The following is a 24,159-nucleotide window of genomic DNA, read 5'->3' as shown; positions in this document are numbered from 1 at the left end:
GCTCCTCCCTCCTCAATCAAAAATTGATAAATCTCCTGCACGTTTTGTCAACTTTCCATTTTCCATTAGGCCCATATTCTCTAACCATTTTTCAAATTCCCGAAGTGGTCTTAAGCCTAGAATCTCACGCAAACTAGCATCATCGTGATAGCTTGTATCTTGATAATTCAGCATGACATCATCTCCACCTGGTACTCCCATGTAAAAATTCGCTCCTGCTACTGCCGTTATGATACCGGCAACTTCCTGATCATTTTGATCGGCATCCATATGATTTGTGTAAGTTGGGGCAATTCCCATTGGTAATCCATGTAATTTCCCCATAAATCCATCTTCAAGATCTGCTCTAATTAATTGGCGTCCATCATAAAGTGTCTCCGGTCCAATAAAGCCAGAAACGGTATTCACCATGAAAGGCTTCCAGTGACGTGCGAAACCGTAGCTTCTTGATTCAAGAGTTTGCATATCTACACCAAAATCAGCATTTAAAGATACCTCCGAACCTTGTCCTGTTTCAAAATACATAAAGTTTGGACCTGAAGAAGTACCATATCGAGCCATCATCTCATAGCCCTCATCAAGAATTTTTTTAGATATACCGAACGCTTCATTCCCTTTTTGTGTACCTGCTAAACTTTGAAACATAAGAGCGATAGGTGCCCCCTGCTTTAAAGCTTCCATTTGTGTTGTTATATGGGCCAAAACACAATTTTGAGTTGGAATTTGCCATTTCTCAATAAATTCATGAGAAAGTGTTAAAAGTTTTTTGACCGATTCAATCGTATCCACATTCGGATTGATACCAATAACCGCATCACCCGCTCCGTAGGACAACCCTTCCTTTATTGAATACAAAATGCCTTCTGGAACATCATTTGGATGGTTAGGCTGACAACGAAATGCTAAGCGACCGGGCTCTCCAATTGTAGTATTGCAATGTGCTTGATATTTCATTTTCTGTGAAGCAAGAACTAGATCAATGCTTGACATCAGTTTGGCAACAGCTGAAATCATTTCACTTGTTAGTCCCCTTGAAAGTTTCAATAATTGATCTCTACCTGTATCTGATGACAAAATATAATTTCTCAGTTCACCGACAGTCCAACTTTGAATATCTTTGTAAATCGTGTCGCTAATATCATCATAAATCAAGCGTGTTACTTCATCGATCTCATACGGAATAACCGGATTCTCATAAATTTCTTTCAGCTGCATCTCGCTAAGTACTACTTTTGCTGCCATGCGCTCAAGCGATGATTCCGCTGCTACCCGCGCCATCACATCCCCAGATTTCGCTTCACTCGCTTTTGCAAGTACCTCCCTTACCGACGAAAACGTATAATGATTTCCTTTTACTACACAAGACAATTTCATCATTTAACACCCCTTTTTATATGCTAAAGATTGCAATCAAACGAAAAAAAAGCGCTTTCACTTATCCCTGAAGAAATTTTTTCTTCGGGCGTGAAAGGCGCCTTTGCCTCAGTTATATTTTAATTCATTCTACACTACTAGCAAATATTTTGTAAATAGTTTGAAAACAATAACAACATCAAATAAAAGTGTCATTAGTATTCATTAACTTCGGTAGATACTATCGGAAAGGTTATTGAAACTTTTGTCCCTTCCTCAGAAATAGGGAATGAAAAAACTCCTTGTAGCTTCTCTTCAACTAACATTTCTACAAGCTGTAATCCTAAAGACGACAGATCACCTATCGAAAAAGAATCACCAATTCCACATCCATCATCCGTTACTGTAATCGTAACCATTTGCTTTCGTTGCCTCAAATTTATAGCAATTTTCCCGTAATTTCGTGAAGGAAAGGCATGCTTAATGCTATTTTGAACTAACTCATTAACAATCAGTGCTACGGCAGTTGCTTGATCTGAAGGACAGCATACAGATTCCCCTTCTACAGACACAGTAATATGTTGACCTGGAATAATGGACGAGGAAACTAACAAAGTGGAAATTTGTTGTATTAAAAGTTTAATATCTGCTTCATCAATTCCACGCTGAGCCAAATAATCATGCACTAAAGCCATACTAGATATACGAGATATACTGTCATGAAATACCTCAGCCACTTCTTCCAAGTGAGTACGTTGCATTTGTAACCGCAACAAACTTGAAATAACCTGTAAATTATTTTTAACACGATGATGAATTTCCTGAACGACAATAGCTTGAAATACACGTTGCTTGTCTTCACTATTAGTCGCTTTTATAAGCTGCTCTATATTTCTTTCGTTCTGCACTAATTGTGAGATATCTCTTTCCTTAATTAATACCGCAATAGTATCCCCATACTGGTCATTTATAGGAACAATATCTTGTTGCATGATTCCGCGCTCTTCCGTAATGCCTCTCGAACCAAAAAGTGGTTTTCCGGTTTTTAAACTAAATAAAACACCCGGCTCCATTTCTTCAAATGCTATCTGCCCTAGCAAACTTTCTTTATATAAAGATGCTATAGTAGTAGGCTTTGCCTCAGCTACAATTAAAGAGGCGTTATCTTCTTGCAAAAGACAATCTATAAAAATATCTGCTTGAGAAAGGTCAGCTATTATTTGTAGGTTTTGGGCCATACCTAAAATAATTTCACACTGTTCATTTGATAAATTTGTCAATCGTTCTAAATCTAAAATTCCCATCATGATATGCGCTCCCCTCGCCCTAGTTTTCCAAACACTATAGCAAAAATAAAAAGTGTGTTCAATATGATACATAATCTCTATATCTAATTAAGTGATTACAGGACAAGTTGAAATATCAACATATAGAAACAAAAAACAAGTTTTTCTTTGTATTTGAATATGATATATATTACAACCCTAATCGAAAATGAAAATCATTATTAATTATAGAAATGATGACTAAAAAGTATTTACTATTATTCTTCACAATATTTGCAGCGCTATTTGTATTAGCAGCATGTGGAGATAAAGCATCAGACAACAAAGAGGGAGCATATTTTTTCTTTAATAAAAAATATGCTCCCTTTAATATATTATTATAGTTTTATCAAATAGACTTTATTAATATGATAAACTTCCTGCTATAATTAATCCTACCGTAATGCCCACTGCAAATAAACTGAAGCCTACTGCAGTATTTCCTTCTTCCACTTTTTTCTCCAAGCTTGTTTTTGGTGTTAACACGTATTCAATAATCAAATACACAACTACTTGTGTGGCAATACCGATTAACCCCCAAAGAATAGCATCAAGTATATGAACACTTGAAGACCATACTGTATATAATGTGATGCCTAATCCAATCACTTTTCCCCATAGCTTTAACGCAACAGCCATATTGCCTTCTTTAATTAAGTTCCACTCTGAAAATTTTGTTGTAAAAGCAAATGCAACAATACCAATCAAAATGAGAATAAGCCCGGTTCCTGTATATAATAAAAAACTTAAAAAACTATCTAATGAGAAATATCCCATTCCAATACACACTCCTTTTATGGTAGCTTCAGTTTGATTCACTTTGCTCTCTTAAATTCTTACAATTTTCTAATATCCTATTGGTAGAAAATAAGATCCGTTATCTGTAATTTGTCCCCCTGCACGAATACCAATTGCACTTGCCATTCCATTAATATAAAAGCAACCATACATATAATGAGCTCGTTTTGGACCTTGTTCTGTTTGAATCATAGTTTGTGGTAGCTCTATAAATTGTTGATAAACAGGAAGTTCATCTTTATATGTTTTATGAAAATCTTCCGCAATTTTTTTACCTGTATTTGAAAAAATCTCGACTGTGTCTCCTTCGCGACCAAATGTAGGCTTTTTAACAAAACTTTGTCCATGTTGTAAAAAAGCATCTGGATCTAAGTAGGTTGGTAAAAAATATTTATGTATTGCGTTATGTTCTTCAGGCGTATAAAAAGAATGTTGTTCCTCATGTAGCCCCCATATGAGCGCCATTATTGCCTTAGATTGTAGTAAAAAAGCAGAAGGAGGATTCACAATGGCTAATTGTTGTTGTTCCACAAGCTTCATTAACGCTTGACCTACTTTTTCTTTCGTTATGGGATCTACATCATATATTAAATGTTCAATTGGATACGTTTGTCGATATAAAACATCGATTTTTTCTCCGTACATATCATAAAGACCTTGTGATAGGACAACCTCTTCACTTTCTATAATCGGCTCATCTACAAGTTGTAGCTGACTAAAGTCCATATAATGACTTTTTAATCCAGCAAGTTCCTTTAAATACATTGTTGTAAGTTTATCTTCTTCATGTTCTGAGTGTGCTGCGAAAACAATATTGCGAGCTCCAGATCTTCCTCTCAAACGAAGCGAAGACGTTACAGCTTTCAAAATTGCTTGTTTTAACTGGTCTTCGCATCCTTCGTTTGGATTTTCCAGCTCAAACTGTTCACACACTTTTCCATTCACAAAAAAGGTTTCTTTTATAAATGTAGGTGTATCAGCGTTTATTTCAAGCAATTTTACTTGTTCATCTGTTACTACTAAATCTAAACGAGCAATGACACTTTCTACCGGAAGTGTTTGCAAACGAATGAAAGAATGCGTTTCAGTTGGGAATCCAAGACGCAAAAGTGTCTCATCATCTAACATACGAAGCAAAGGAGCAGACTTATAAAAAATATGGCCAATATGTTCGGTTGCTTGGCGAATCTTTTTAATCGTTTCAGCACTTTCTCTCTTAATATCAAATAGAGCATATTCCATACCATATATGTCATGCCAAAAATCCTTGATCTGGCTAAAAAATTGTTGTCGATTCTCACGAAATCGGTTCATCTTTACCCTCCAAAACCGCCTTTTGAACCACTACCTATTCCTGATTTGTAATTCGACGTATAAGTTTTGTAGTCAGCACTTTTTTGTAATGAATTTTTTGAGTTATAATAATTTCCTCCATAATAATAACTCCCGGCATGCGTTGAATGATTATCATCGCAATAATACGTGCCCGTCTCCTTATCCCAATCCCAATCATCGCAATCCGTTCCAGTCGGTTCTGCATATCCCCTTTCTTCCCCACAAGCAGTTAACGTTACCAAAGCCGCAGCTGCTAATGCTCCTGTCATCATCTTCTTTGTTTTCTTCATGCTAAAAATCCCCCTCCCTATGTTGCAAGCGTATAACCTGTTGACGTAACATATAAAACATACACACCTCTATCTTCATCAATTTCAGCAGAGTCACGCTCCCATTCCTTGCCTTCGATATATGTATATATATTGCCGATAACGCTTAAAATATCTAAATGATTCGTCATATATTCAAATGTTATAAGTGGATGATTTTTATAGGCATTTAATTCACGAAATTCAAGTTTTATACCTTCTTGCAAGTGTTCATTAATTTCAATTGGTGTTTCTTCATATAATTTTACATAAATGACGAATAGCTCCCCCTCAATAGCAGAAGACAATTGTTGATAAGTCTTACCTTCTTTAATAAAAAATTCACATTCTCTTCTTGTTAAAATTTGTGGTAAATCAATATTAGTATAATAATATATTGGTTCAAACTTGTCTTTACCATTTTGCAAACGATATTCTAACATCGCACCTTCAAATTTCATAACGCACTTCCCTTTGTAAATATTGATTTTATAATCATCGTAGATTTTTCTATCCATAATCTCCTATTTTTTATACGACTGAGAATTAGAAACAGTTTCATATTATTCTTCTAAACTGCACCTTAGGTATTTTAGTAGAGAGAGAATGAACTGAACCCTGAATAGTGACTTAAAAAAAGTGCCTCTATTAGTGCTTCACCAATAGAGACTTTCTAGTATATTGAAATTCCCTTATCGCCGTAAATCCGTATTTTCCTGACTTTCCCTCTTTACTGTATAAAAAAATTGAACATTTTAATCCTTCTCTTTTTAATTTTAAATTTGAATAGTTGTTATTTTGCTTTGATTTTTACCTTTATTAATGAAAGCCGGTTTTCAAATAAAAAATAAAGGTGGAATTTTAAATGAGCGTAAAAGGTAAATCATTCATTATTGATGCAGGGCATGGCGGTAAATACGATGGAACAACATCAGGTTCTCGAAAAGAAAAAGTAGTGACTTTAAACATGTCTAAAATTCTTGAAAAGAAATTAAAAGCTAAAGGGGCTACTGTTTACATGACTCGTACCACAGACAAAGATTTTGGTGGTTCTAATGCAGATGAGGATGTAAATAAACGTGTAGCGTATATTAATAAAACTTTCCCGAAGGTTAGTGGATTGGCTAGTATTCACGTTAATACTGCTTGGACAGGACGAATTGGCCCATTTTATCAAAAGGATAAAACTACATCCAAGAATTTTTCCCAAGCTATTGCGAGTCGTTACGGAACAGTTCCACACGAAGGAGATTTTGCGATTATACGTGATACTACACGTACAGCAGCTACTACTCTAATCGAGCTCGGCCAGATTAATGAAGGGTGGTTAGACAAAACGGCTAGTCTTGAAAGCACTGCTGATTTCATTATCAAAGGAATGGAAGACTATTTCGCATAATAAATTCAAATAAAAAAACCTAGCTAAATTTAAAGTGTGCCCTTTGTAATGGACATTTTGAAAAAAAGCTAGGCTACCTTTTCCTTTTGAAGCTGCTGTCTGTATTTTGCAGGCGGCAGCTTTTTCAAGTTCCATTGCCCTCGATAATGGTTGTAATACATCATATAACTTTTCACTTCTCATTTTACTTTTTCTAATGTTTCGCACGCTTTCAGATTGGTTTCATCTTTAAAATGACCGAAGAAGGATTCCTGAGGGGCGTTAGTTTATTAAACGTTTTAGTTTATATTTTTGAATCGTTTTACTGATTAATTCAAACTTTAGTCCATTGCGATTGTTATTTCTTCTTTAACATCTGCCTTTCGAGTAGATCGAGTTTTTTTAAAAGTTCATTCTCCGCTTGTAATAATCGATTTTTTGCTTCTAATCGTGCAATTTTTCTTCTAAACTTAATTCCCGTTCCAATGGACAACCTGAATTCGTTTTACGTGTATCTTGTAGACCAGCTACTCCAGTTGTGCGATAAGCTGCACACCAACGCTTTCCCGCTGAACTAATGCGCTTCAAACCAATCAGTTCTACATCTAAACCAGCCTCTTCAAAAATCGTTCTTAGGAGTTTCCCTTTTTCATTTTCTGCAATAAAATGGCGTTTAAACTCCTCAGTATAAGTAATTGCTTTATCACTAATAGCCTGGATATTAGGATTACATTTTAATTGTTCTTGCTCTTTTTTAGTAAATAATCTTTTCGTCATTTATTCCGCTCCGACATCTTTTTTCTCATTATAAACAAAAGTACCCTATAGGATAGACTTTTTTCAAAGTGTCTATCTTATAGGGTACAGTTTAAATGTCCTAGGTTTTTATTCATCTTCAACAAGTCGATTATTTACAGTTTTCAATTCATCGAAATTTTCTATTTCCAATTTAGGCTCTGCACCTTCTTTAGAATTAGGAACGTAGTAAATTTTATAAATAAGAGGAATCATAGTATCAATTTCTGCAATTGCTTTATGGTATTTTTCTTTATCCTGTTCAGTGAATTGTTTGTTTTTATAATATCTATTCTCTAAATCATTCATTATTTTTAATAAATTATTGGCAATAGGACTAAGTAATTCTTGCCCTACAGCTAAGTCAACAACACCCGAACTAACTTCAATCGAAGTCAAATTTTTATCAATTTCTTTTATAGAGTCAATTGATAATTCTTTTGTTGAAAGAATAGCATCATAGTTATCCAACAGTTTAAAAAGAGAGTTACCTACAACACTTTCTAATGTTACTCTTGCTTCTTCTCCCTCTGTTTTGTGGCTGTAAATAATTAATATTGTAATTATCACTAAAATTAAAGCCATAAAAATCATATAAAATTTTTTCATCTCATTCCCCCTCAATATATGGCTAATAAAGAATTTTTGCTTATATAAATAATACATTAGTAATTACAAATAGTGAAATTTTGTTATCTACTCATTTTGAGAAAGAACGTATACAGTAGATAGTAACGAGTCTTTTTGTAAACTTTATTACCTTATAGTTTAATAAAATTTTTTTTTCGTTGTTATAATGTCTTTATTTTTACCTTTATGGTAGGAGGGGTTATATGAGACAAAAACATAGCACGACTCTTTTTGAGCATTATAGACAGGAAATAAAAAGAATTGCTTGAAGATTGCAATACAAAGAAAAGGTAAAGAGAAGAAAAGAAGTATTTGGTGATGATAATTTTTCATTTAAAACATCCAATTTTGCGCCTACTGTAGAAAGTGAAATTTTTCTTTTCCAACTAATAAATACACTACCGTCTGAAACAGGTCGAAATGTTATTAAAGGTATTTATATAGAAGGTAAGACTGAAAAGGAATTAGCGAAAGATTTAAAAATGTCACAGCAAGGGGTGAATAAATGGAAACGAAATATGTTGAAGCAATTATATCAAATGATGAATTAGCAAAGTTAATTATTATGGCTAAAGGTGGTGATAAGGTTGCAATGACTGAAATTATTAATTTGTATCATGAGGAAATCCAAAATAATAGTAAGTATATAAAAATGAGTAAGGAAGATGCTTTTCAAAGTATTATTACTGATTTTATTGAGCTTATAACTAAGGATGATAATGGATTGGAATATCATAATAAGAGGGAGCTTGACGTATGGAAGGAGTAATTCAAGCTATTTCAACCGTGGGATTTCCTATAGTGGCGTTTTTGCTGATCTTTTGGAAGTTTGATAAATCTCTTGGACTTTTAACCGAAGCGGTAAATAACAATACTACCGCTGTTCAGTTATTGCTTCAAAAAGAGAATGAAGATAAAGACAAAAATAAATAACCCCTCATGAATGACCTGTTCGCCTTTTAATAACAAATAGAAAACTCCATTTTGAAAAAAGATTGATCAAAATGGAGTTTCGCGATTGCTTTAAATTGCTGTCTAAATAGAGTGGTATAGTTGTATATATGCCACTACATTTAACAGAGCCTTATAAATAAGTTTAAATGCTTAGAAGTTGATTGAGCTAGCAAGAAAACAACAAACCTTCTAACATTAGACAGCCTGCCGTAATTCTTCTTCCTCTTGTATAACCTGCGGACTCGTGTTTTCTTCTCTACGCTGACATATGTTATTCCAAATAAGAGCTGAAATAACAAGTAGGGTCCCTGCTATATCAAAGATTGTTATTTTATATCCTTGTAACATCATAATGACTAATGTAGTAATTGGCACGAAATTAATAAATAAAATTCCATTAATGGATGATAGGATTTTCACACCATAATTCCAACTAAGCAATGCTACAATACCTGGCAGTGTCATCATAAACAATAAATCATATTTAATAGCGAAAATTGTTTCCATACTTGGGACTGAGACATACCCTTGCATCGTGATGATCATTGTGATGATACCTGTTACAGCAGTGCCAAATACACATGTTAATGTTGAATAGCGGAGAGTAGACCAATCATTAAATGTTTGACCGCCCATTGTATAAATGACCCATCCTACAACTCCAATTAAAATGAAGGCTAGCGGAACTAGATTATGTTTCAGTGTAAGAAAGAAACTCATATCGCCTTTTGTAATAACAAAAATAGCTCCAACAAAAGCAATGATCATGCTGCTAATCATATACTTCTTCGGTTTCACTTGTTTATAACCCCAGAGAATAGCAATCGAAATCATCGGCATGAGTGCTTCCATAATCGATGCTACCATAACGCCAGATTTCCCCATTAACATCTGACCTAAGAAAACAAGCACGTTGTAAACAGTAAATGCCATAATCCCAAAAAAGACGAGTAGCTTACCTTTCCCTTCTAAACGAAACGCTTTTTTACCTTCTCTCATCCATAATAAAATGACTAATACAATCGATACTGCCCCATATCGAATAATAGAAAAATAGAATGGATTTATATATTCAAGTGCATGATCTGCAACTGGAAACATGGCTCCCCATGACATACTTGCAATTAAACATGCCAGCATGCCTACTATTATTTGACTTTTTCTCACTGTTTTTTCCTCGTTTCTATACAACTCTAACAATTATGCCTCGGCATATACCCACTGAAAGAAGTTAAAATTCACAATGAGAATTATAAAAAAGAAAATACATCACGTAAAATGATTGAAAGTGATATTAACTATCATTTATAATGATAGTTTTTAAGGGGGGCTACTCAATGGAACTGCGAGATTTACAGATTTTCAAAAGCGTTGCAAATCATGGGAGCGTCAGCCATGCTGCAAAAGAATTAAATTATGTACAATCCAATGTAACTGCACGTATTAAGCTATTAGAAAAGGAACTCCAAACTCCCCTATTTTATCGCCATAAAAAAGGGATGACATTAAATCCAGAAGGCCGAAAAATGCTTGCTTACGTTAATAAAATTTTGCAAGATGTCGAGGAAATGAAACAAGTATTTTTAGATAGTGATACACCGACAGGTACATTAAAAATCGGTACAGTCGAAACTGTGAGTATATTACCAACCATTCTAGCGTCTTACTATAAGGGGTATCCGAATGTAGACTTAACACTACAAGCTGGTTTAACTGAGGAACTTATTAAAGAAGTAGCAGATCACCAATTAGATGGGGCTTTTATAACTGGACCGATTAAACATCCAGTTTTAGAACAATATGATGTATTCACCGAAAACCTCGTTCTCCTTTCACAAAACAAATCCTTTCGTATCGAGGAATTTATGTCTACACCAATCCTTGTTTCTAATCAAGGTTGCGGATATCGTTCCAAGCTAGAACTCTGGCTCAAAGATGAAGGTTTACTGCCAAAAAGAATCATGGAATTTAATATATTAGAGACAATTTTAAACAGTGTTGCCATTGGTCTTGGCGTTACACTTGTACCGCAATCGGCTGCGGAACATCTTTCTACAACAGGTAAGGTTTATTGTCATCCAATTCCAAAAAAATACGGTACGATTTCAACCGTCTTTATACGACGAAAAGATGCATACATGACAAATTCGATGGAATGTTTTTTAAAAACAATTGCTGAGCATCAGCATTCATAGGATTATTTAGTCCGTAGAAAGCGCCAACTCGGAGTCACTTTGTTATTTTTCTAAAAGCTAAACGCTTGGTTTTAGTCCCAAACGTTCTGTTTCCTATCAATCAAATGAAGGTAAAAATTAAAAGACCTAGGCCGGTACAATACCAACCTCAGGTCTTTTAATGCAGTTAATAAGTCAAATCCATTGAGTGTCTTATGACTATATATTTTATTGTCCTATTATGGATGTTATTTTGCATTTTTGTCGGGTTGATGAATTCCGAATATATTTCCTTCGGTATCAATATAGTATCCTTGCCACGCCATTCCCGGTAGAGCATATTTTGGCATTGCCACCGTGCCGCCATTCTCAAGAATTTTAGCTTCTGTTACATCGTAATTTTCCACACCCATTGTACAAGCAAATCCATTTAAAGCTTGGTTTGGTTCCGGAGAAGCACCTTGACGTTGCATTAAAGCACCATCGATTCCAAGCTCGCCCTCTTTGCCAGTCACTGCCCCAAAGTAAGGCATTCCTGCGTAATCACTCCAGTCTTGAAATGACCATTCAAATACCTCTCCATAAAACTTCTTTGCACGTTCCATGTCACTTACATGAATTTCAAAATGAACTAATCTTCCCATGATACCCTCCTCGTTATAAAGCGAACTTTTACTTGAATTAATCTGAGTTTAACTAAAATTACTTTATAATATTATTATGTGGAAGGGAAATTATTTGTATGCTTTATTGACTAAATAATCACACCTCAACATAAGAACATTTGTTTCCATTCTATCACAACGTCGTAGGTATTGACAATCGTCAGCATCACGAAATATTTCAGACACTCTGCCGGTTATTTTCTGCATGAACAAATCTCTTTAGCTCAAATTATAGGAATCGTGACTGTTACTTAATAAAGGTTAAAGGCTACAAGTGAAAAATTATTTAAAAAAATCGAGAATAAGCAATCTAATGCTTGGTTCCGATTTTTTATTGTTAATTTACAGTGTTTAAATGATCTTTTAAATACTGAATAAATGGATGCTCTTCTAAATCTGATTTGCGTGTACATATAAATAAACTTTGCTGAATATCTGCGTGTTCAACATACACCCTAGCTAGTTTCCCATTGGTTATACTTTCCGTTACACTGTAGGACGGTGCTAAAGTCATACCGTACCCTTCTTCCACTACTTTAATCGATTCATGTAAGCCTTGCATTTGAAGTCCTAATTTCGGTAATGGACCGTTAAATGTGTAAAAAACCGACTCCAATAAATCAAGTGTCGAGCTACCACGTTCCCGATAAATAAAGTCCTCATTCGATAATTTGTAAATGGGGACAGTTTGATTTGCTAAAGAATGTGATGGGTGAACAACAAACCAAAACGGGATATCTACTATTTTTTCAAACTGTAAATCAGGGTGACCAATTTTATTTTGTACGACAAAACCAAAATCTACTTCATAATTAAGAACTTGCTCTTCCACAGATTTCACATTGCCCAACGACACAAAAAATTCAATGTGAGGATTAGCAAGCTTATACGCTGCTATAATAGGCGGGAGTATATAGTTTATTGGTATATAGGAAGAAGCAATATGTATTTTTTCTTCGTTCGCTAAAAATTTACCGAGCTTTTCATCAATTTGTGCTTCTAAATAAAATAAACGCATTCCCTGCTCATACAAAAACTTCCCTTCAGGAGTTAATTGAATGCCACGTCCTTTCCCTTCAATCAATTTTGCCCCTATTTCGCTCTCTAATTTCCGAATTTGAATAGTGACAGCTGGTTGGCTAAGCAGCATTTTATTCGCTGCTGCGGTAATTCCTCCAAGCTTTGCTACATTCGTAAAAATCCTTAATGCATGCAAATTCATTTCATTCACACCTTTCTATCCATAAATCAAATTTATGAATAAGCAATTTTTATATATTTGTTTTATGTATCATTTAGCAGTAATTTAGGTGTAGAGGTGATTTGATGGAAATTTTACTACATGAATGGTTATCAGTAAATGGATTTATTTTATTTACAATCGGCTTACTCGCAGCAGTCATTGGTGTTCTTTTCGGCGCTGCAGGCTTCGTTTTGTTACCCTCAATGTTACTTTTTGGCATTCCGATTCATACAACTGTAGCTGTTAATAAATTCGCAACAGGAATTTCAGCTCTATCAAATGTCGTATCGTTTATAATTAAAGGACATTTATCGTTAAAAAAATCCACATCTTTAATGATGATATCTAGTTTAGGAGGTTTATTTGGCGCATTTTTAGCCACTCGATTATCGGAGCAAGTCATGAATGTTGTAGCTTGTGTATTCTTAATTTTCGCATTTTTCATTGTAATTTGCAGTAATAAATTTATGGTAAAGGATATAAAAGAATCAGAGGAACAACCAATTAATAAACTCATTCCGTTTGCTATTTCCATATATGACGGTGGTTTTGGACCAGGCTCAGCTCTAATGAATGTAACCTATCATCTTAAAAAGCAATATACCTATATAAAAGCCGTTGAGTTAACAAGAATTATTACGTTTTCAAGTTGTACAGGTGCCTTTCTCTTTTACTACTTTACTGGCATTGTTAATTGGGGAATCGCCATTCCTGTTTCAATTGGCTCTATTATTGGCTCGTTCTTAGGTTTAAAGATCATTCCATATATCAAAACAAAGTGGATTCAAATTTCATTACCCATCATTTTTTTCTTGCTAATTGTTCAGGTCGTATCGGATTTATTGATATAACACTAATTGGCTAATATACTTTTTTGGCTAGTACATTTGATGGTGTTCAAATTTATCTTACAAGTAAAGGTACAGAGTTATTTTGGTTGTTACAACAAAAAAGGTTGGGCAGTTAGTTATGATGAAAGAAAATAACTGTCTGGCCTGAACGAATCTTACATTAAATATTTCTATACCACGTTACGGGTCTATGTTAGACATGTAAGCACTACACTAGTTGCTAAGAAAGTGTTCTAATTGCAAGAAAGTAGTCTAAAAAACTGAAGTAAAAAAGCAGATTTGGAAAATGGAATATTCCCCAAATCTACTTTTCTATATATTTTTTCAAGTAATATATATATTGAAAACAGATTATATTTTCAACTCTTTTATCCCAGCTTTTAATGTATCTGCATCTACTTTTAATGTTCCCCAGCTGTCTTTAGCTGATTTTAAATTAGGTAGTAAAAATTTGAATTTATTTTGTTCCGCTTTTTCAGATGCATTCTCAATATGTCTCAGTACGCCCGAATATTGAGAGTCTAAGTCATTCCATTGTGCAGACATAAAAGTAAGAGCATTAATAGCATCATCGAGTGCATTGTACATCTCACTAATATTACTATGTGCAATTCCAACTACACGATTTAATGTTATTTTATAATCAACTGTCTGATTTAATTGTGCTAATAACGGTTCTAATTGACCTAATTGATCTCTTGCTATACCTAACATAATACCACCAGCAATCCACGTAGGTATAGAGGGCACAGATACTGTTATTATTCCATCAGACTCTAATTTTTTATAGTAGTTTACTGATTCTAAAACTTCTTTTAGTCGCTTTTGATCATCCTCCACTGCAACCCCTTGGTTTTTTAAAATCGACTGTAAAAGATCTTTGTTACTGCCAAATGCTCTAACATCTTGTCCAATAGCGTCTCTTAATTTAGTTAATTCTTCTATTAATTGTTGTGTATACTTTTGATTTTGTTGAATTTCTTCTCGTAAATCTGTTATTCCTTCTATTAACGTCTCTGCATCTCCTGTATTAATGGCCTCTACAATTATGTCATAATAATTTTCGAATTTTGTATCGTATTCAATAATACCTGTCAATGTATCTATCAGCTGTTTTTTTACTTTTGTATCCCATGTAAGGGCATGTCCTCTAGCACCCTTTTGATCTTGGATAATTTTACTAGGTAAATCTGGATAGCCATTAATCTTAATTCCTTCAAAGTTGACATCTGGATTCTTAATTAACATATAAGAATAGGCATTCATAGATTTTGCAAAAAGCCCCGCCTTTTGCAAGGTTTCTTTCATCTTCGCTTCGTTTGCTGAAAGAGACGTATCACTATTGTTAGTTTGCTCAATCTTACTTGTTTCTGCAAATGCTGCTACCGGAGTGATTACAGAAGTTGTTGTCAAGGTTAAAAGCGTCGATACAGCGAGCACTTTGTAAAGAGATTTTTTATTCATTTTATATTCCTCCTACTGTATTTCAATTCTTTTCTTCTTGTTTAAAGGCAATGTCTTTTGCAATAAATTCTGCATCTCGATGAATATCATTCCAACTTTGTTTAGTAGCTTTTAAATCATCAGGTATTAAAGAGAGCTTATGTTCTTGCATTTGATCGATATTATCATATAAATCTTTATAATTTGCCCCCATTGTATTCCATTGTTGCTGAATATTCGTCAGTGACATGATCGCTTGATCCACTGTTTGATACAGATATGTCAAAGTGTCTTTAGCGTTAGTAAGTGCAATAACTGCCTGGTTAGCAAAATCGGCTTTCATCGTTAACTCTCCGATTTTATTAGAAATTTCGTTATAGGAGTTCATATGATTAGATGCCGTAACTCCAGCTGCTGTTCCTAAACCAATTCCAGCTGAACCGAGTACTGCAAGGCCTCCTACAACAGCCGGTGTCGCTGTTCCACCAGTCACAACAATGATTACTCCTCCTGCAATAGTTCCAATAACTAAAACAGCTGCTCCCAATCCACCACCAATTGACCATGCTAATACATTGTCAAAATGGGCCTTCTGAGTGGAACGTAGATTCTCAATTTCAGCTTGAAGCTGTGGAATCAATGCTTGTTTTCCCGCTAATATTGCCGTTAATCCACCTTTCCCATCTGGACCACCAATATTACTTTTAAAATCTATAGTATTTGTATACAGTTTTGTTTTGAAAGCTTCTAACATTTTAATGACTTCTGTAACTTCTTTTGAATTTGTATTAATTGTACTGATTAAATCACCTATACCTTCTTTTAATCCTTCCTTATCTTTCTTTTGTACAGTGTCTATTAATGTGTCGTAATAGTTATTAAATTGTTCATCATAATTGACAATATTACGTGCTGTCTTTTGAATTTTTGGCTTCGCCGTATCTAACCAATAATTTGCATTGATTCTAGATAGGTCCTGATTAAGGTGAATATTTTTGATTAATTCTCCCCCTTCTGAACCTAAATCAATATTAGATAGATTTACATTCGGCTGTTTAATCATTGTTTTTGCGTACAAATCCATTACAAGAATATGTGATCCTGTTTCAGCTAACGCTTTTTTCAGTCCTTCAGGTCCTAATGTATAATAATTTCCTATTTTTTGTTCCTGAGTGATTTGTTCTTGTGCAAGTGCTTGAATAGTGCCACTGTTAGTTGCAGTTATAACCGCTGCCAAAGTGGCTACGGTTAATACTTTAAAAGGGAATTTCTTCATATTTATTTCCTCCCAAACTTCGATAGATTTTTATAATTTTAAATTTCAGGATATTAAAATTTATCAGCCTGTTCCTCTAGTTGAGTTATTACATTTTTTAATCGTCTTAATGTATCTTTTTGAGACGGATTGTTAGCAGTATCAACATCAGCACTTAATTTTGTGATACTATTTTTTATTAAATTCAAATCTTCTTTATAGCGGTTTAATAGGTCAAGCTCTACATCTACTTGGCTAGCAAATGTATGCAAATCATGTTGCATAAGAAGAAGCATTGATTTTTGTAAATCTGCTATCGTTAGTTTCGTTGTTAAATCATATAATTTTTGATTTTGTTGCTCTAAATCATTTAATTGTGCTCGTTGTTCTGCCGTTAGATTATTGACTTCAGCGAAGGTACTATATGTTTTTTTGATTTTTTCTGGGTCAATTGCTTTCATAAGGTCATACTCTTTCGCTTTTGTAGCTGCAGCTGCAGCAATTTCACCTTTTTTATTTTTCTCAATTGCTTCACGAGCTTCTTTTTTAGCAGCTTCAATCTCTAATGCAGATTTACCCTTTTCTTTTGCTTCATGCTCTGCTTTTTCCTCTGCTTCTAAAATAGATTTATTAATTTCTTTTCCTTTGTTATACGCTACTGCTGCTGTTTGAGCAGCCGGGTCGATAATATCTTTTGCAAGACTATATATCTCTTGGAATATTTTAAGTCCTTGTACATTTAAAGCACCTGGTAGAAATGCTATTTGCTGCAGATCATTTTGAATTAATTTTTTAGTATCCAGTAATTCGTCTTTTAGCTTGTCTATCTTCCCAGTTCCCTCTAAACTTAGTACTCCCTGAGCTTTTATCACATCTGTATCGAGATCTTTAAGTTTTTTATCAAGCTGGAATTTAAGGTCTGTTAATTCATTAATTTGAAGTTGCACATTTTCTTGATTCGTCATAGCCATTTCTTGAAGGACTTCTAATCTATCCAAAAAACCTTCTTTATCGTCCTTATTATCTACATATCCTTTTAATGCTGAATAATAGTTATTAAATTTAGTGGCAAACCCTTTACTTTTTGAATTTATTAGCATTAACTTTGGATAATGTTCCGATGACCATTCTTTCATATCCTGTTTTATTAGAAATTGCTCTGTGCTTAAAGCTGGTACTTCCTCTAGCTGTACATTAGGGCTTATTAAAGCCTGATCTATATACATTTGAATCAATTTAGACTGTGCACCTAATTTTCTTAAAGATGAGGAAATAGCCATGTTCTCTTCTTGAACTTCCGCCTGAACTAAAGGCGTTGTAAAAGTATGTATAGGAATAGCCCCCGTTGTAACAATGGATGTTATCATTAATCCTGTAATTATTTTCTTTTTCATTTTGTTTACCTCCTTAGATGATATTTTTCTAAATAATTTATGTAATTACTTCTTAAGTCCCCCCAATATTCTTAAGTTTCAGGAAAGATCCTTGCTAAAATGATTTATACTTTCCTGTAATGTAAATTTTAGGCATAGTCACATTTTTTTTGCAAATTGCAGTTAAAATAATCTATTTTATGTGTAAAATAGTTAATTTTCGCTGTAATCTTGATTTTAAAGTAGATTAATATGAACAAAATCAACATGAAAGTGCCATAATATGGTGGGAATCAGCAAATTGAAGTTGCAATAATGACATATTTTTGCCAATGGAATAGAAAATAAATCTTCAACATTTAGACATATTGGTTATTTTAGAAAGGACGTGTTTTATTGTGATAGAAAGGAGAAATGAATTACTTTCGTTGTTATATTTTATCAACGGAAAACTTTCCATTCCTTATTTAGATAGATAACTAAAGAACCAATTGCCGATTAAAGATTGACAATTGGTTCTTTGAGTAGATTTTTGAGTTGTTTAGTAAAAACTGATTAACCCTGACCTGAAAAGGTATAGATTAAGATTGGACTTTCATCCAGCGCGCATTTCTCCCTTTTGAAATAAGTTTGATTTCACCTAATAATTGCAAATCAGTTAAAGCTTTACTAATTGTACTTTCAGCTATATCTGGATAAATACTTCGAATGCATTCTTTTGTAAAAGGTTGTTTTTGGTTATGAATAAAATTCTGAATTCGCTCTACCTTAGTATGTTTACATATAGAAGCCAGTACTCTGCTATGTAGATCTTTATAAGCCTCTAAAATAATAATTAAGAACTCTTTTAACCAGAAGCTAATATTATGCCCATTACAGTACCAATTAACCGATGATTTATAAATGGCTTCATAGTATTCTGATTCTCTGTTTTTTATATATTCATCTAAACAAACATATTTCACAAATGTATGTCCGCTTTTTACTAATAGTAATTGCATGAACATGAGCACTAATCTACCATTCCCTTGACTAAAAGGGACTATGCAATAAAGATTCAATATAAAACGCGCTATCAATATTAGTGTAGATAACTCTTTTTTACAGATTAATAAATTGTACTGGTTACATAATTGTTCTACTGCCTGTGGAATATTTTCAGGTGGAAGAGGACGATAACAAATCGTATGCATCCCTTTTTCGGGAAGTCCTGGGATAGAAAATGGCTTTTGACGCCATTTTGCACCGTCAGAGGTATTATAATGAATTAACTGAAAATGCAATTCTTGTAAAGTATCTGGACTTATAGAAAAAGCACAAGATTTTTTATGTACAAGATTCAAAGTTTCATAATAACAAAATATCGCATCTTCCGAAATTGATTGGGGGATCATATCATCTAAAATAAGTTCTTTTAATCGCTTATTTGTAACTTTTATATCTTCATAAACTGAAATATAGTTTTTTATGTATTGTAGGGGTATAGCTTTTTCAAGGCTAGTGAATATATCTGGTCTTTGCTCTTTATAAGCGCTCAACATTCCTTTATATTCACTAATTTCACTGACCAAGTTTATTAGTTGTTGCTCAATATTTATGTACGGGTCTTCGAAAAAATTTTTCATTTTGTTCCTCCTGTTATTATCTCACAATGCTCTATTACAATAGAGCTTTTACTTTCTAAAGAAAGAGGATAAAATTTTATTCAAACTTTTTTATAAAGTGAATACGGACTTAGAAATTACTTATTTACTTCTAAAAATGGATGTATCGTAAATATAGATGTTAGACATTAGACATTATTAAATATCGGAATATTATCTTTTAAATGTACTGATATTTATTATTTTTTGTGACATTTATTTTTCTTATATTGTAATAACTTTACTAAATGAACATTTACAAAATAATAATCTATGTTACTTAATTTATTGAAGTGTTTAACCACTATGGGGCTTTAAATACTTATATTATTCAACCTTTCTATTAAATCGTAATCATTGAATATAAATTCTTCAAAATCATCACCAACTTTTTTTCTCTTCATATTTATCTAGCTCTTGTTTAAAATGCTCCACACTTTCAAATTCCATTAAGTAGAGAAATTCTCCATCACAGTGCCTGATGAAATAACCGTTTCTAACTTTTATGGTTCACTTCAAATATTGATTACATTGGTTTATATGACTTTACACTATCACCTATCAGAGGTGGTCTAGTTACTTAGCTATTCAACAAATAGAACCACATTACTTTGAATAATAATTTTTATATCACATCGAAATAGAATACATTTTATTTTGCGGAACAATCCAAAATCGTCCTTTGCAAAGACCCAAACCTGTGTCTTAGTCTAAGCAACTTCATTGTTTGAACATAGCCTATACTATAACAATTGAAGGGAGTTAAAAAAAAATGGTATATCCAATGCGTTTTAATGAAGGACGCCGATTTTTCCCAGGCATGAGACCATTTTTTCCAGGCAGGAGACCATTTTTTCCAGGTGTGAGTCCATTTTTCCCAGTCGGGAGCCCGTTTTTCCCAATTGGGAGACCATTTTTCCCTGGTCCGTTTTTACCAGTTGGAAGACCCTTTTTCCCTGGCCCGTTTTTACCAGGCGGGAGACCATTTTTCCCAGGTATGGGCCCGTTCCGTAGATTTTGAAGCCAAATGTTCCCATGTTTCCTAAGATAAGTGGGAATCTTTTTTGAATTACCGCTGATATTGTTAAAACAAACGGCGAAGAGGCAACAACTGAAGTATTGGTTACGAACTGTTTATATCACCAACGTTGTTCATTCGTTTTAACGATAAAGTTGATTGAGGTTTTCCGACAATAGCTGCTACTATCATGGAATAAGTCACTCAAAATGTAGTAAACCCCAAAAGTTAGACCAAATATCTAACGATTGGGGTTCACTATATAAAAGAGTAGATTTTTATAATTAATGTACAATTTCCAATTATACATCAGCATAATTGCGTCCGGAATCGTCTTTGTGCTTGCACAAAGAACTCCCCTTCCACAGCAGTACTAAAATCGCATCATTACCGTCATTCATTTTTAAAACGTAAATCTACACTGCAAACGATTTACTGTAAAATAATAGTTTTAGCTCGATCTTCATTGACAGTATAAAGGAAGAAGTTTAATGTAATATCTTTCTCCTTTATATTTTTAAAGGTTTCTACTTGTTTATGTGTTCTTAACACTCCATCATTAGAACGAGTTTCAGCAAAGATTCTTTTGCCATTCTGATAAATAACATTTTGTGTGATACCACCAAATTGCTCATTCTTACTCTCTGATTCAACAATTAAATCACTACCATTATTATAGTAGGTAACATCAATTGGATATCCGTTTAATTCTGCTTTTATGGTTTGTGGTACATCAGAAATATTTGTAAGCTCTACTTTGTCTTGCTTTTCAGCTTCATAAGAAACTTTCGCATCATTTAATGTAAGAGAAATTTCTTTCTTCGTAATATCCTTTATCAGCCCCTGTGTTTCAAAGGAAACATAATCTTTATCAAAGTATCCCGACAATTCCTGCTCACCAATTCGTAATTTAAGCTGACGATAATTGATATGAACTAGAGAATTAGAATCTATATTTTTTTTATCAAAATAAAGCTTCACCTTACTCGGTGTAATGACAAGCTCTTTAAATTGAAGTTGCTGTGAGCCTAATTCAATTTTTTCGTCTATATCCATAACAAAAGTAGATTTTTTAGCAAGATCATGATTATATTGAAAATCTAGGTTCCATGTTTCTGATTTATAACTTACCGTATCATTATAATTTAAAAATACGCCTAATTTTTCTACCGCGTCTTTTTGTATCTCCAGTAAATCACTTTGTTTAATGACATTTGGTTGTGGACGTTTTTCAGTAACGCCAGAATTCGCAATGGGTTCATTTTCTATGGTATAGGATAAATAGGCGTGTTCTATATTATTGGGTTCCACCAGTTCGATGAGATAATCCAATTTATATTGCCCGTTTTGATAATCATTTGAAATGAAATCTATTTGTGATATTCCATCTTGTTGAATGTTAATCTTGTCAGGATATGTGTTCGATTGAGTCAAATCTTTTAACTCTATACTTTTCAGTTGTATCTCCTTTACACCACCTAGTTGAAGTGTAACATTGCAGTTATGTGGGATTTCCTCATTTGTATGTAGGACCCCTACTAATTTATCCGATTCCTGATTATATACTGCACTAGCTTCCATCTGTATTTCTTTTCCGTCATTTATTTTGAGTAATGCTTGTTCGAAGTCTGCAGCATATATTGGATAATCGTGATCAATATCTAAGCTAAAGTTAATAGTAGTACCATTTTGATCTGAAACTACATTATGGATAGTTAAGACACCAACTTCATTTTCTGCAGTTTTATTTACTTCTTGTCCAAATCCATTTTCTAAAGAAGTAATAATGCCTGTTCTATTCATATTTCTCATCCAGTCCAAGATTTCTGTTGAATATTTAGCAAATACAGTTGTGGATGATAAAACAATTGTAAACAAAATGACGGTTAATATAATTCGGGGTTTATAGCTATGTTTTTTAGTTTTATAATTACGATTTTGTTGTTTACGGATGATTTTGCTCCACATTTCATTCTCATTAGGATAATCTACTTGATCGCACTTCACTTGTTCTTTTATTAAATCGTCCATATTACTCACGATGCCCCCTCCATTCAAGTAACAAATTTTTATCCACTTGTATAAACTTTTCCATTAATTTTTTACCTTTAAAATGCCTCGATTTAACCGTCCCCTCAGGGATTTTTAGAATTTGAGCAATTTCTTTATCTTTACAATCATGCACATATTTCAATACCATTACCTTTCGTATACGAACAGGCAGTTTGTTCATTAAATCGACTAACTCACTTTTATTTTCATTGAGCTGTATTGTTCGCTCAATATTTTGGGTATTGTCAAACAGTTTAGATGATAGGAAATTAAAATTTCCTTTTAATAACAGTCTGTTCTTTTTCTTTAAATAATTTCGAGACATATTCATAGCAATACTAAGTAACCAGGATTTTTGATTTTGTATGGCTCGAAAATCTTCACTCAAAGCTTTCGCAAATACATCCTGACAAAGATCTTCTGCATCGTATTTATTTTGAAGCATGTAATAGCAAGCCCTGAAGACGTCTTTATAATATGTTTGAAACAAAACCCTCTCATCGCTAATTTGTGTCACAATCCCACCTCCTTTTCCGATTTCTATACAAGTAACAATTTAGTATTATTAATAGTTCATTTTTCCGAAAAAATTTTTCACAGGATTTAGACAAGGCTTGGAAAGGCGTTAATAAAGGATGTTAGGCTAACTGACCTGCATCAGGTTGTTGCTGTCGCTTCGCTTTCGCGGAAAAAACATTTGCAGGCCAAAGCACAAAGCCTATTCCGGACGCAATTTTGCCGAGGCATAATTGGCAGCAGATAATCAATTTAAACCGCATCAGCAAGTTTTCCTTCTGCTCTAGCAATCTTTATATTCACCCCTCCTTTATACTTTTTCAATTATGAATACATATTACAATGCTACTTAAGTCGAAATTTTTCAAAACCATCACCAACTTTTTCCCCCTTCATATTCTATAGAATCAGATCGAATATTGAGGGGGAAACGTATGGGGATTGAATTTACTGCTCTCCATTGGATTTATGTTGTTTTTATTGTCCTTATCATTGGCTTTATGGTTAAACGTCGCGATACCACCCTCATTTGTGTACTAGGCATATTCATGTTAGCAATCGTTGCTACAGGCGATATAACTTCGTCCATTAGTGGTGTTTTTAACAGTTTTATTTATGCCATCACTGAGCTTTTGTCGACCATTCTCATTATTTCTATTATCGTAGCCATGAGTCGGGTCATGATGACTTCTGGTATTAATGAGGTCATGATTGCTCCTTTTACGAAAATTATTAAAACACCAGCTTTAGCTTATTGGACGATTGGTCTATTAATGATGTGTATCTCTTGGTTTTTCTGGCCCTCGCCTGCTGTTGCACTTTTAGGGGCAGTTTTGTTACCTGTTGCTCTACGTGCGGGCTTACCAGCACTCGGTGTACCAAACGCCAACAAAGGAATCTTTCTAAATACATAAAATCAATTCTATATTCATAACTTTTCTTTGAAAAACAAAAAGGCTTAGGATTACCTCTTAAGCCTTTTACGGTGGTTCGTTACGTATTCGAATGATTACCTGCTGCGTTTGTCAGATTTACTACTTTGCCGTTGTT

Annotated in this window: 24 protein-coding genes and 1 pseudogene; 7 read left to right on the top strand and 18 right to left on the bottom strand. The window is 33.7% G+C overall.

Annotation, left to right across the window (positions count from 1 at the left end):
- Nucleotides 1-12 precede the first annotated feature (12 nt).
- The 6 genes from AC1DCY_RS09510 to AC1DCY_RS09485 form a co-directional block, all read right to left on the bottom strand.
- On the bottom strand, nt 13-1,374 hold the full coding sequence (locus tag AC1DCY_RS09510) for an ethanolamine ammonia-lyase subunit EutB (protein ID WP_477349525.1): 1,362 nt from the start codon (nt 1,372-1,374) through the stop codon (nt 13-15).
- Between the two features lie 194 nt (nt 1,375-1,568).
- Nucleotides 1,569-2,660, bottom strand: a complete 1,092-nt coding sequence (locus AC1DCY_RS09505; RefSeq protein WP_477349523.1) for a sensor histidine kinase — start codon at nt 2,658-2,660, stop codon at nt 1,569-1,571.
- 381 nt (nt 2,661-3,041) lie between these two features.
- A complete protein-coding gene (locus tag AC1DCY_RS09500) occupies nt 3,042-3,455 on the bottom strand; it encodes a DUF350 domain-containing protein (RefSeq protein WP_477349521.1) in 414 nt (137 codons plus the stop codon).
- A 69-nt stretch (nt 3,456-3,524) separates the two neighbouring features.
- Nucleotides 3,525-4,790, bottom strand: a complete 1,266-nt coding sequence (locus tag AC1DCY_RS09495; RefSeq protein WP_477349519.1) for a glutathionylspermidine synthase family protein — start codon at nt 4,788-4,790, stop codon at nt 3,525-3,527.
- Nucleotides 4,791-4,792: 2 nt separating this feature from the next.
- Nucleotides 4,793-5,101: a hypothetical protein gene (locus tag AC1DCY_RS09490; RefSeq protein WP_460010799.1), complete on the bottom strand. Its 309-nt coding sequence runs from the start codon at nt 5,099-5,101 to the stop codon at nt 4,793-4,795.
- A 17-nt stretch (nt 5,102-5,118) separates the two neighbouring features.
- A complete protein-coding gene (locus tag AC1DCY_RS09485; RefSeq protein WP_477349629.1) occupies nt 5,119-5,562 on the bottom strand; it encodes a hypothetical protein in 444 nt (147 codons plus the stop codon).
- A gap of 422 nt (nt 5,563-5,984) precedes the next feature.
- Between AC1DCY_RS09485 and AC1DCY_RS09480 the strand changes: the two genes are divergently transcribed.
- Nucleotides 5,985-6,518, top strand: coding sequence for an N-acetylmuramoyl-L-alanine amidase (locus tag AC1DCY_RS09480; protein WP_477349517.1), 534 nt, complete (start codon nt 5,985-5,987; stop codon nt 6,516-6,518).
- A 423-nt stretch (nt 6,519-6,941) separates the two neighbouring features.
- Here AC1DCY_RS09480 and AC1DCY_RS09475 read toward each other — a convergent pair whose 3' ends face one another.
- Together AC1DCY_RS09475 and AC1DCY_RS09470 are read right to left on the bottom strand one after the other, a co-directional pair.
- Nucleotides 6,942-7,274, bottom strand: coding sequence for an HTH domain-containing protein (locus AC1DCY_RS09475; RefSeq protein ID WP_477349515.1), 333 nt, complete (start codon nt 7,272-7,274; stop codon nt 6,942-6,944).
- 108 nt (nt 7,275-7,382) lie between these two features.
- Nucleotides 7,383-7,901, bottom strand: a complete 519-nt coding sequence (locus tag AC1DCY_RS09470; RefSeq protein ID WP_477349513.1) for a hypothetical protein — start codon at nt 7,899-7,901, stop codon at nt 7,383-7,385.
- Between the two features lie 293 nt (nt 7,902-8,194).
- On the opposite strand from AC1DCY_RS09470, the gene AC1DCY_RS09465 reads away from it, so the two are divergent.
- The 3 genes from AC1DCY_RS09465 to AC1DCY_RS09455 are packed head-to-tail and all read left to right on the top strand — an operon-like array spanning nt 8,195 to nt 8,855.
- Nucleotides 8,195-8,473 (top strand): hypothetical protein, encoded by a 279-nt coding sequence (locus tag AC1DCY_RS09465; RefSeq protein ID WP_477349511.1) that lies wholly within the window; start codon nt 8,195-8,197, stop codon nt 8,471-8,473.
- Nucleotides 8,428-8,691 (top strand): helix-turn-helix domain-containing protein, encoded by a 264-nt coding sequence (locus AC1DCY_RS09460; RefSeq protein ID WP_477349509.1) that lies wholly within the window; start codon nt 8,428-8,430, stop codon nt 8,689-8,691. The genes AC1DCY_RS09465 and AC1DCY_RS09460 overlap by 46 nt, the downstream gene beginning before the upstream one ends.
- Entirely contained in the window at nt 8,679-8,855 is a 177-nt protein-coding gene (locus tag AC1DCY_RS09455; RefSeq protein ID WP_477349508.1) for a hypothetical protein, read from the top strand. Before AC1DCY_RS09460 ends, AC1DCY_RS09455 begins: the two co-directional genes overlap by 13 nt.
- A 216-nt stretch (nt 8,856-9,071) precedes the next feature.
- Here the strand turns inward: AC1DCY_RS09455 and AC1DCY_RS09450 are convergent, their stop codons facing one another.
- Nucleotides 9,072-10,043, bottom strand: a complete 972-nt coding sequence (locus AC1DCY_RS09450) for a DMT family transporter (protein ID WP_477349506.1) — start codon at nt 10,041-10,043, stop codon at nt 9,072-9,074.
- 170 nt (nt 10,044-10,213) lie between these two features.
- Between AC1DCY_RS09450 and AC1DCY_RS09445 the strand changes: the two genes are divergently transcribed.
- The gene (locus AC1DCY_RS09445) at nt 10,214-11,071 is read left to right on the top strand and encodes a LysR family transcriptional regulator (RefSeq protein WP_477349504.1); all 858 of its coding nucleotides are present in this window, start codon (nt 10,214-10,216) and stop codon (nt 11,069-11,071) included.
- A 227-nt stretch (nt 11,072-11,298) separates the two neighbouring features.
- Here the strand turns inward: AC1DCY_RS09445 and AC1DCY_RS09440 are convergent, their stop codons facing one another.
- Together AC1DCY_RS09440 and AC1DCY_RS09435 are read right to left on the bottom strand one after the other, a co-directional pair.
- On the bottom strand, nt 11,299-11,694 hold the full coding sequence (locus tag AC1DCY_RS09440) for a VOC family protein (protein ID WP_477349502.1): 396 nt from the start codon (nt 11,692-11,694) through the stop codon (nt 11,299-11,301).
- Nucleotides 11,695-12,052: 358 nt separating this feature from the next.
- Nucleotides 12,053-12,937, bottom strand: coding sequence for a LysR family transcriptional regulator (locus tag AC1DCY_RS09435; protein WP_477349500.1), 885 nt, complete (start codon nt 12,935-12,937; stop codon nt 12,053-12,055).
- Nucleotides 12,938-13,041: 104 nt separating this feature from the next.
- Here AC1DCY_RS09435 and AC1DCY_RS09430 point away from each other — a divergent pair, with 104 nt between their 5' ends.
- Nucleotides 13,042-13,809, top strand: coding sequence for a sulfite exporter TauE/SafE family protein (locus AC1DCY_RS09430; protein ID WP_477349498.1), 768 nt, complete (start codon nt 13,042-13,044; stop codon nt 13,807-13,809).
- Nucleotides 13,810-14,160: 351 nt separating this feature from the next.
- Here the strand turns inward: AC1DCY_RS09430 and hblA are convergent, their stop codons facing one another.
- The 7 genes from hblA to AC1DCY_RS09395 form a co-directional block, all read right to left on the bottom strand.
- The gene (gene hblA / locus AC1DCY_RS09425) at nt 14,161-15,273 is read right to left on the bottom strand and encodes a hemolysin BL binding component B (RefSeq protein WP_477349496.1); all 1,113 of its coding nucleotides are present in this window, start codon (nt 15,271-15,273) and stop codon (nt 14,161-14,163) included.
- Nucleotides 15,274-15,295: 22 nt separating this feature from the next.
- Complete coding sequence (gene hblD / locus AC1DCY_RS09420) at nt 15,296-16,528, bottom strand: hemolysin BL lytic component L1 (RefSeq protein WP_477349494.1); 1,233 nt, start codon at nt 16,526-16,528, stop codon at nt 15,296-15,298.
- A 53-nt stretch (nt 16,529-16,581) separates the two neighbouring features.
- Nucleotides 16,582-17,901 (bottom strand): hemolysin BL lytic component L2, encoded by a 1,320-nt coding sequence (gene hblC, locus AC1DCY_RS09415; RefSeq protein ID WP_477349492.1) that lies wholly within the window; start codon nt 17,899-17,901, stop codon nt 16,582-16,584.
- Nucleotides 17,902-18,461: 560 nt separating this feature from the next.
- Entirely contained in the window at nt 18,462-19,505 is a 1,044-nt protein-coding gene (locus AC1DCY_RS09410; RefSeq protein WP_477349490.1) for a Fic family protein, read from the bottom strand.
- A gap of 1,468 nt (nt 19,506-20,973) precedes the next feature.
- On the bottom strand, nt 20,974-22,572 hold the full coding sequence (locus AC1DCY_RS09405) for a DUF4179 domain-containing protein (protein WP_477349627.1): 1,599 nt from the start codon (nt 22,570-22,572) through the stop codon (nt 20,974-20,976).
- A 1-nt stretch (nt 22,573) separates the two neighbouring features.
- A complete protein-coding gene (locus AC1DCY_RS09400; protein WP_477349488.1) occupies nt 22,574-23,110 on the bottom strand; it encodes an RNA polymerase sigma factor in 537 nt (178 codons plus the stop codon).
- Nucleotides 23,111-23,231: 121 nt separating this feature from the next.
- Nucleotides 23,232-23,399, bottom strand: coding sequence for a hypothetical protein (locus AC1DCY_RS09395; protein ID WP_477349486.1), 168 nt, complete (start codon nt 23,397-23,399; stop codon nt 23,232-23,234).
- Nucleotides 23,400-23,543: 144 nt separating this feature from the next.
- Here AC1DCY_RS09395 and AC1DCY_RS09390 point away from each other — a divergent pair.
- Nucleotides 23,544-23,996: pseudogene (locus AC1DCY_RS09390) on the top strand (hypothetical protein); the annotation flags it as partial.
- Nucleotides 23,997-24,159 lie beyond the last annotated feature (163 nt).

This window comes from Lysinibacillus sp. 10T31 (genome assembly GCF_056394365.1).
Note: the sequence above shows the minus strand (reverse complement) of the source record. Positions and strands in the feature narration are given on the sequence as shown.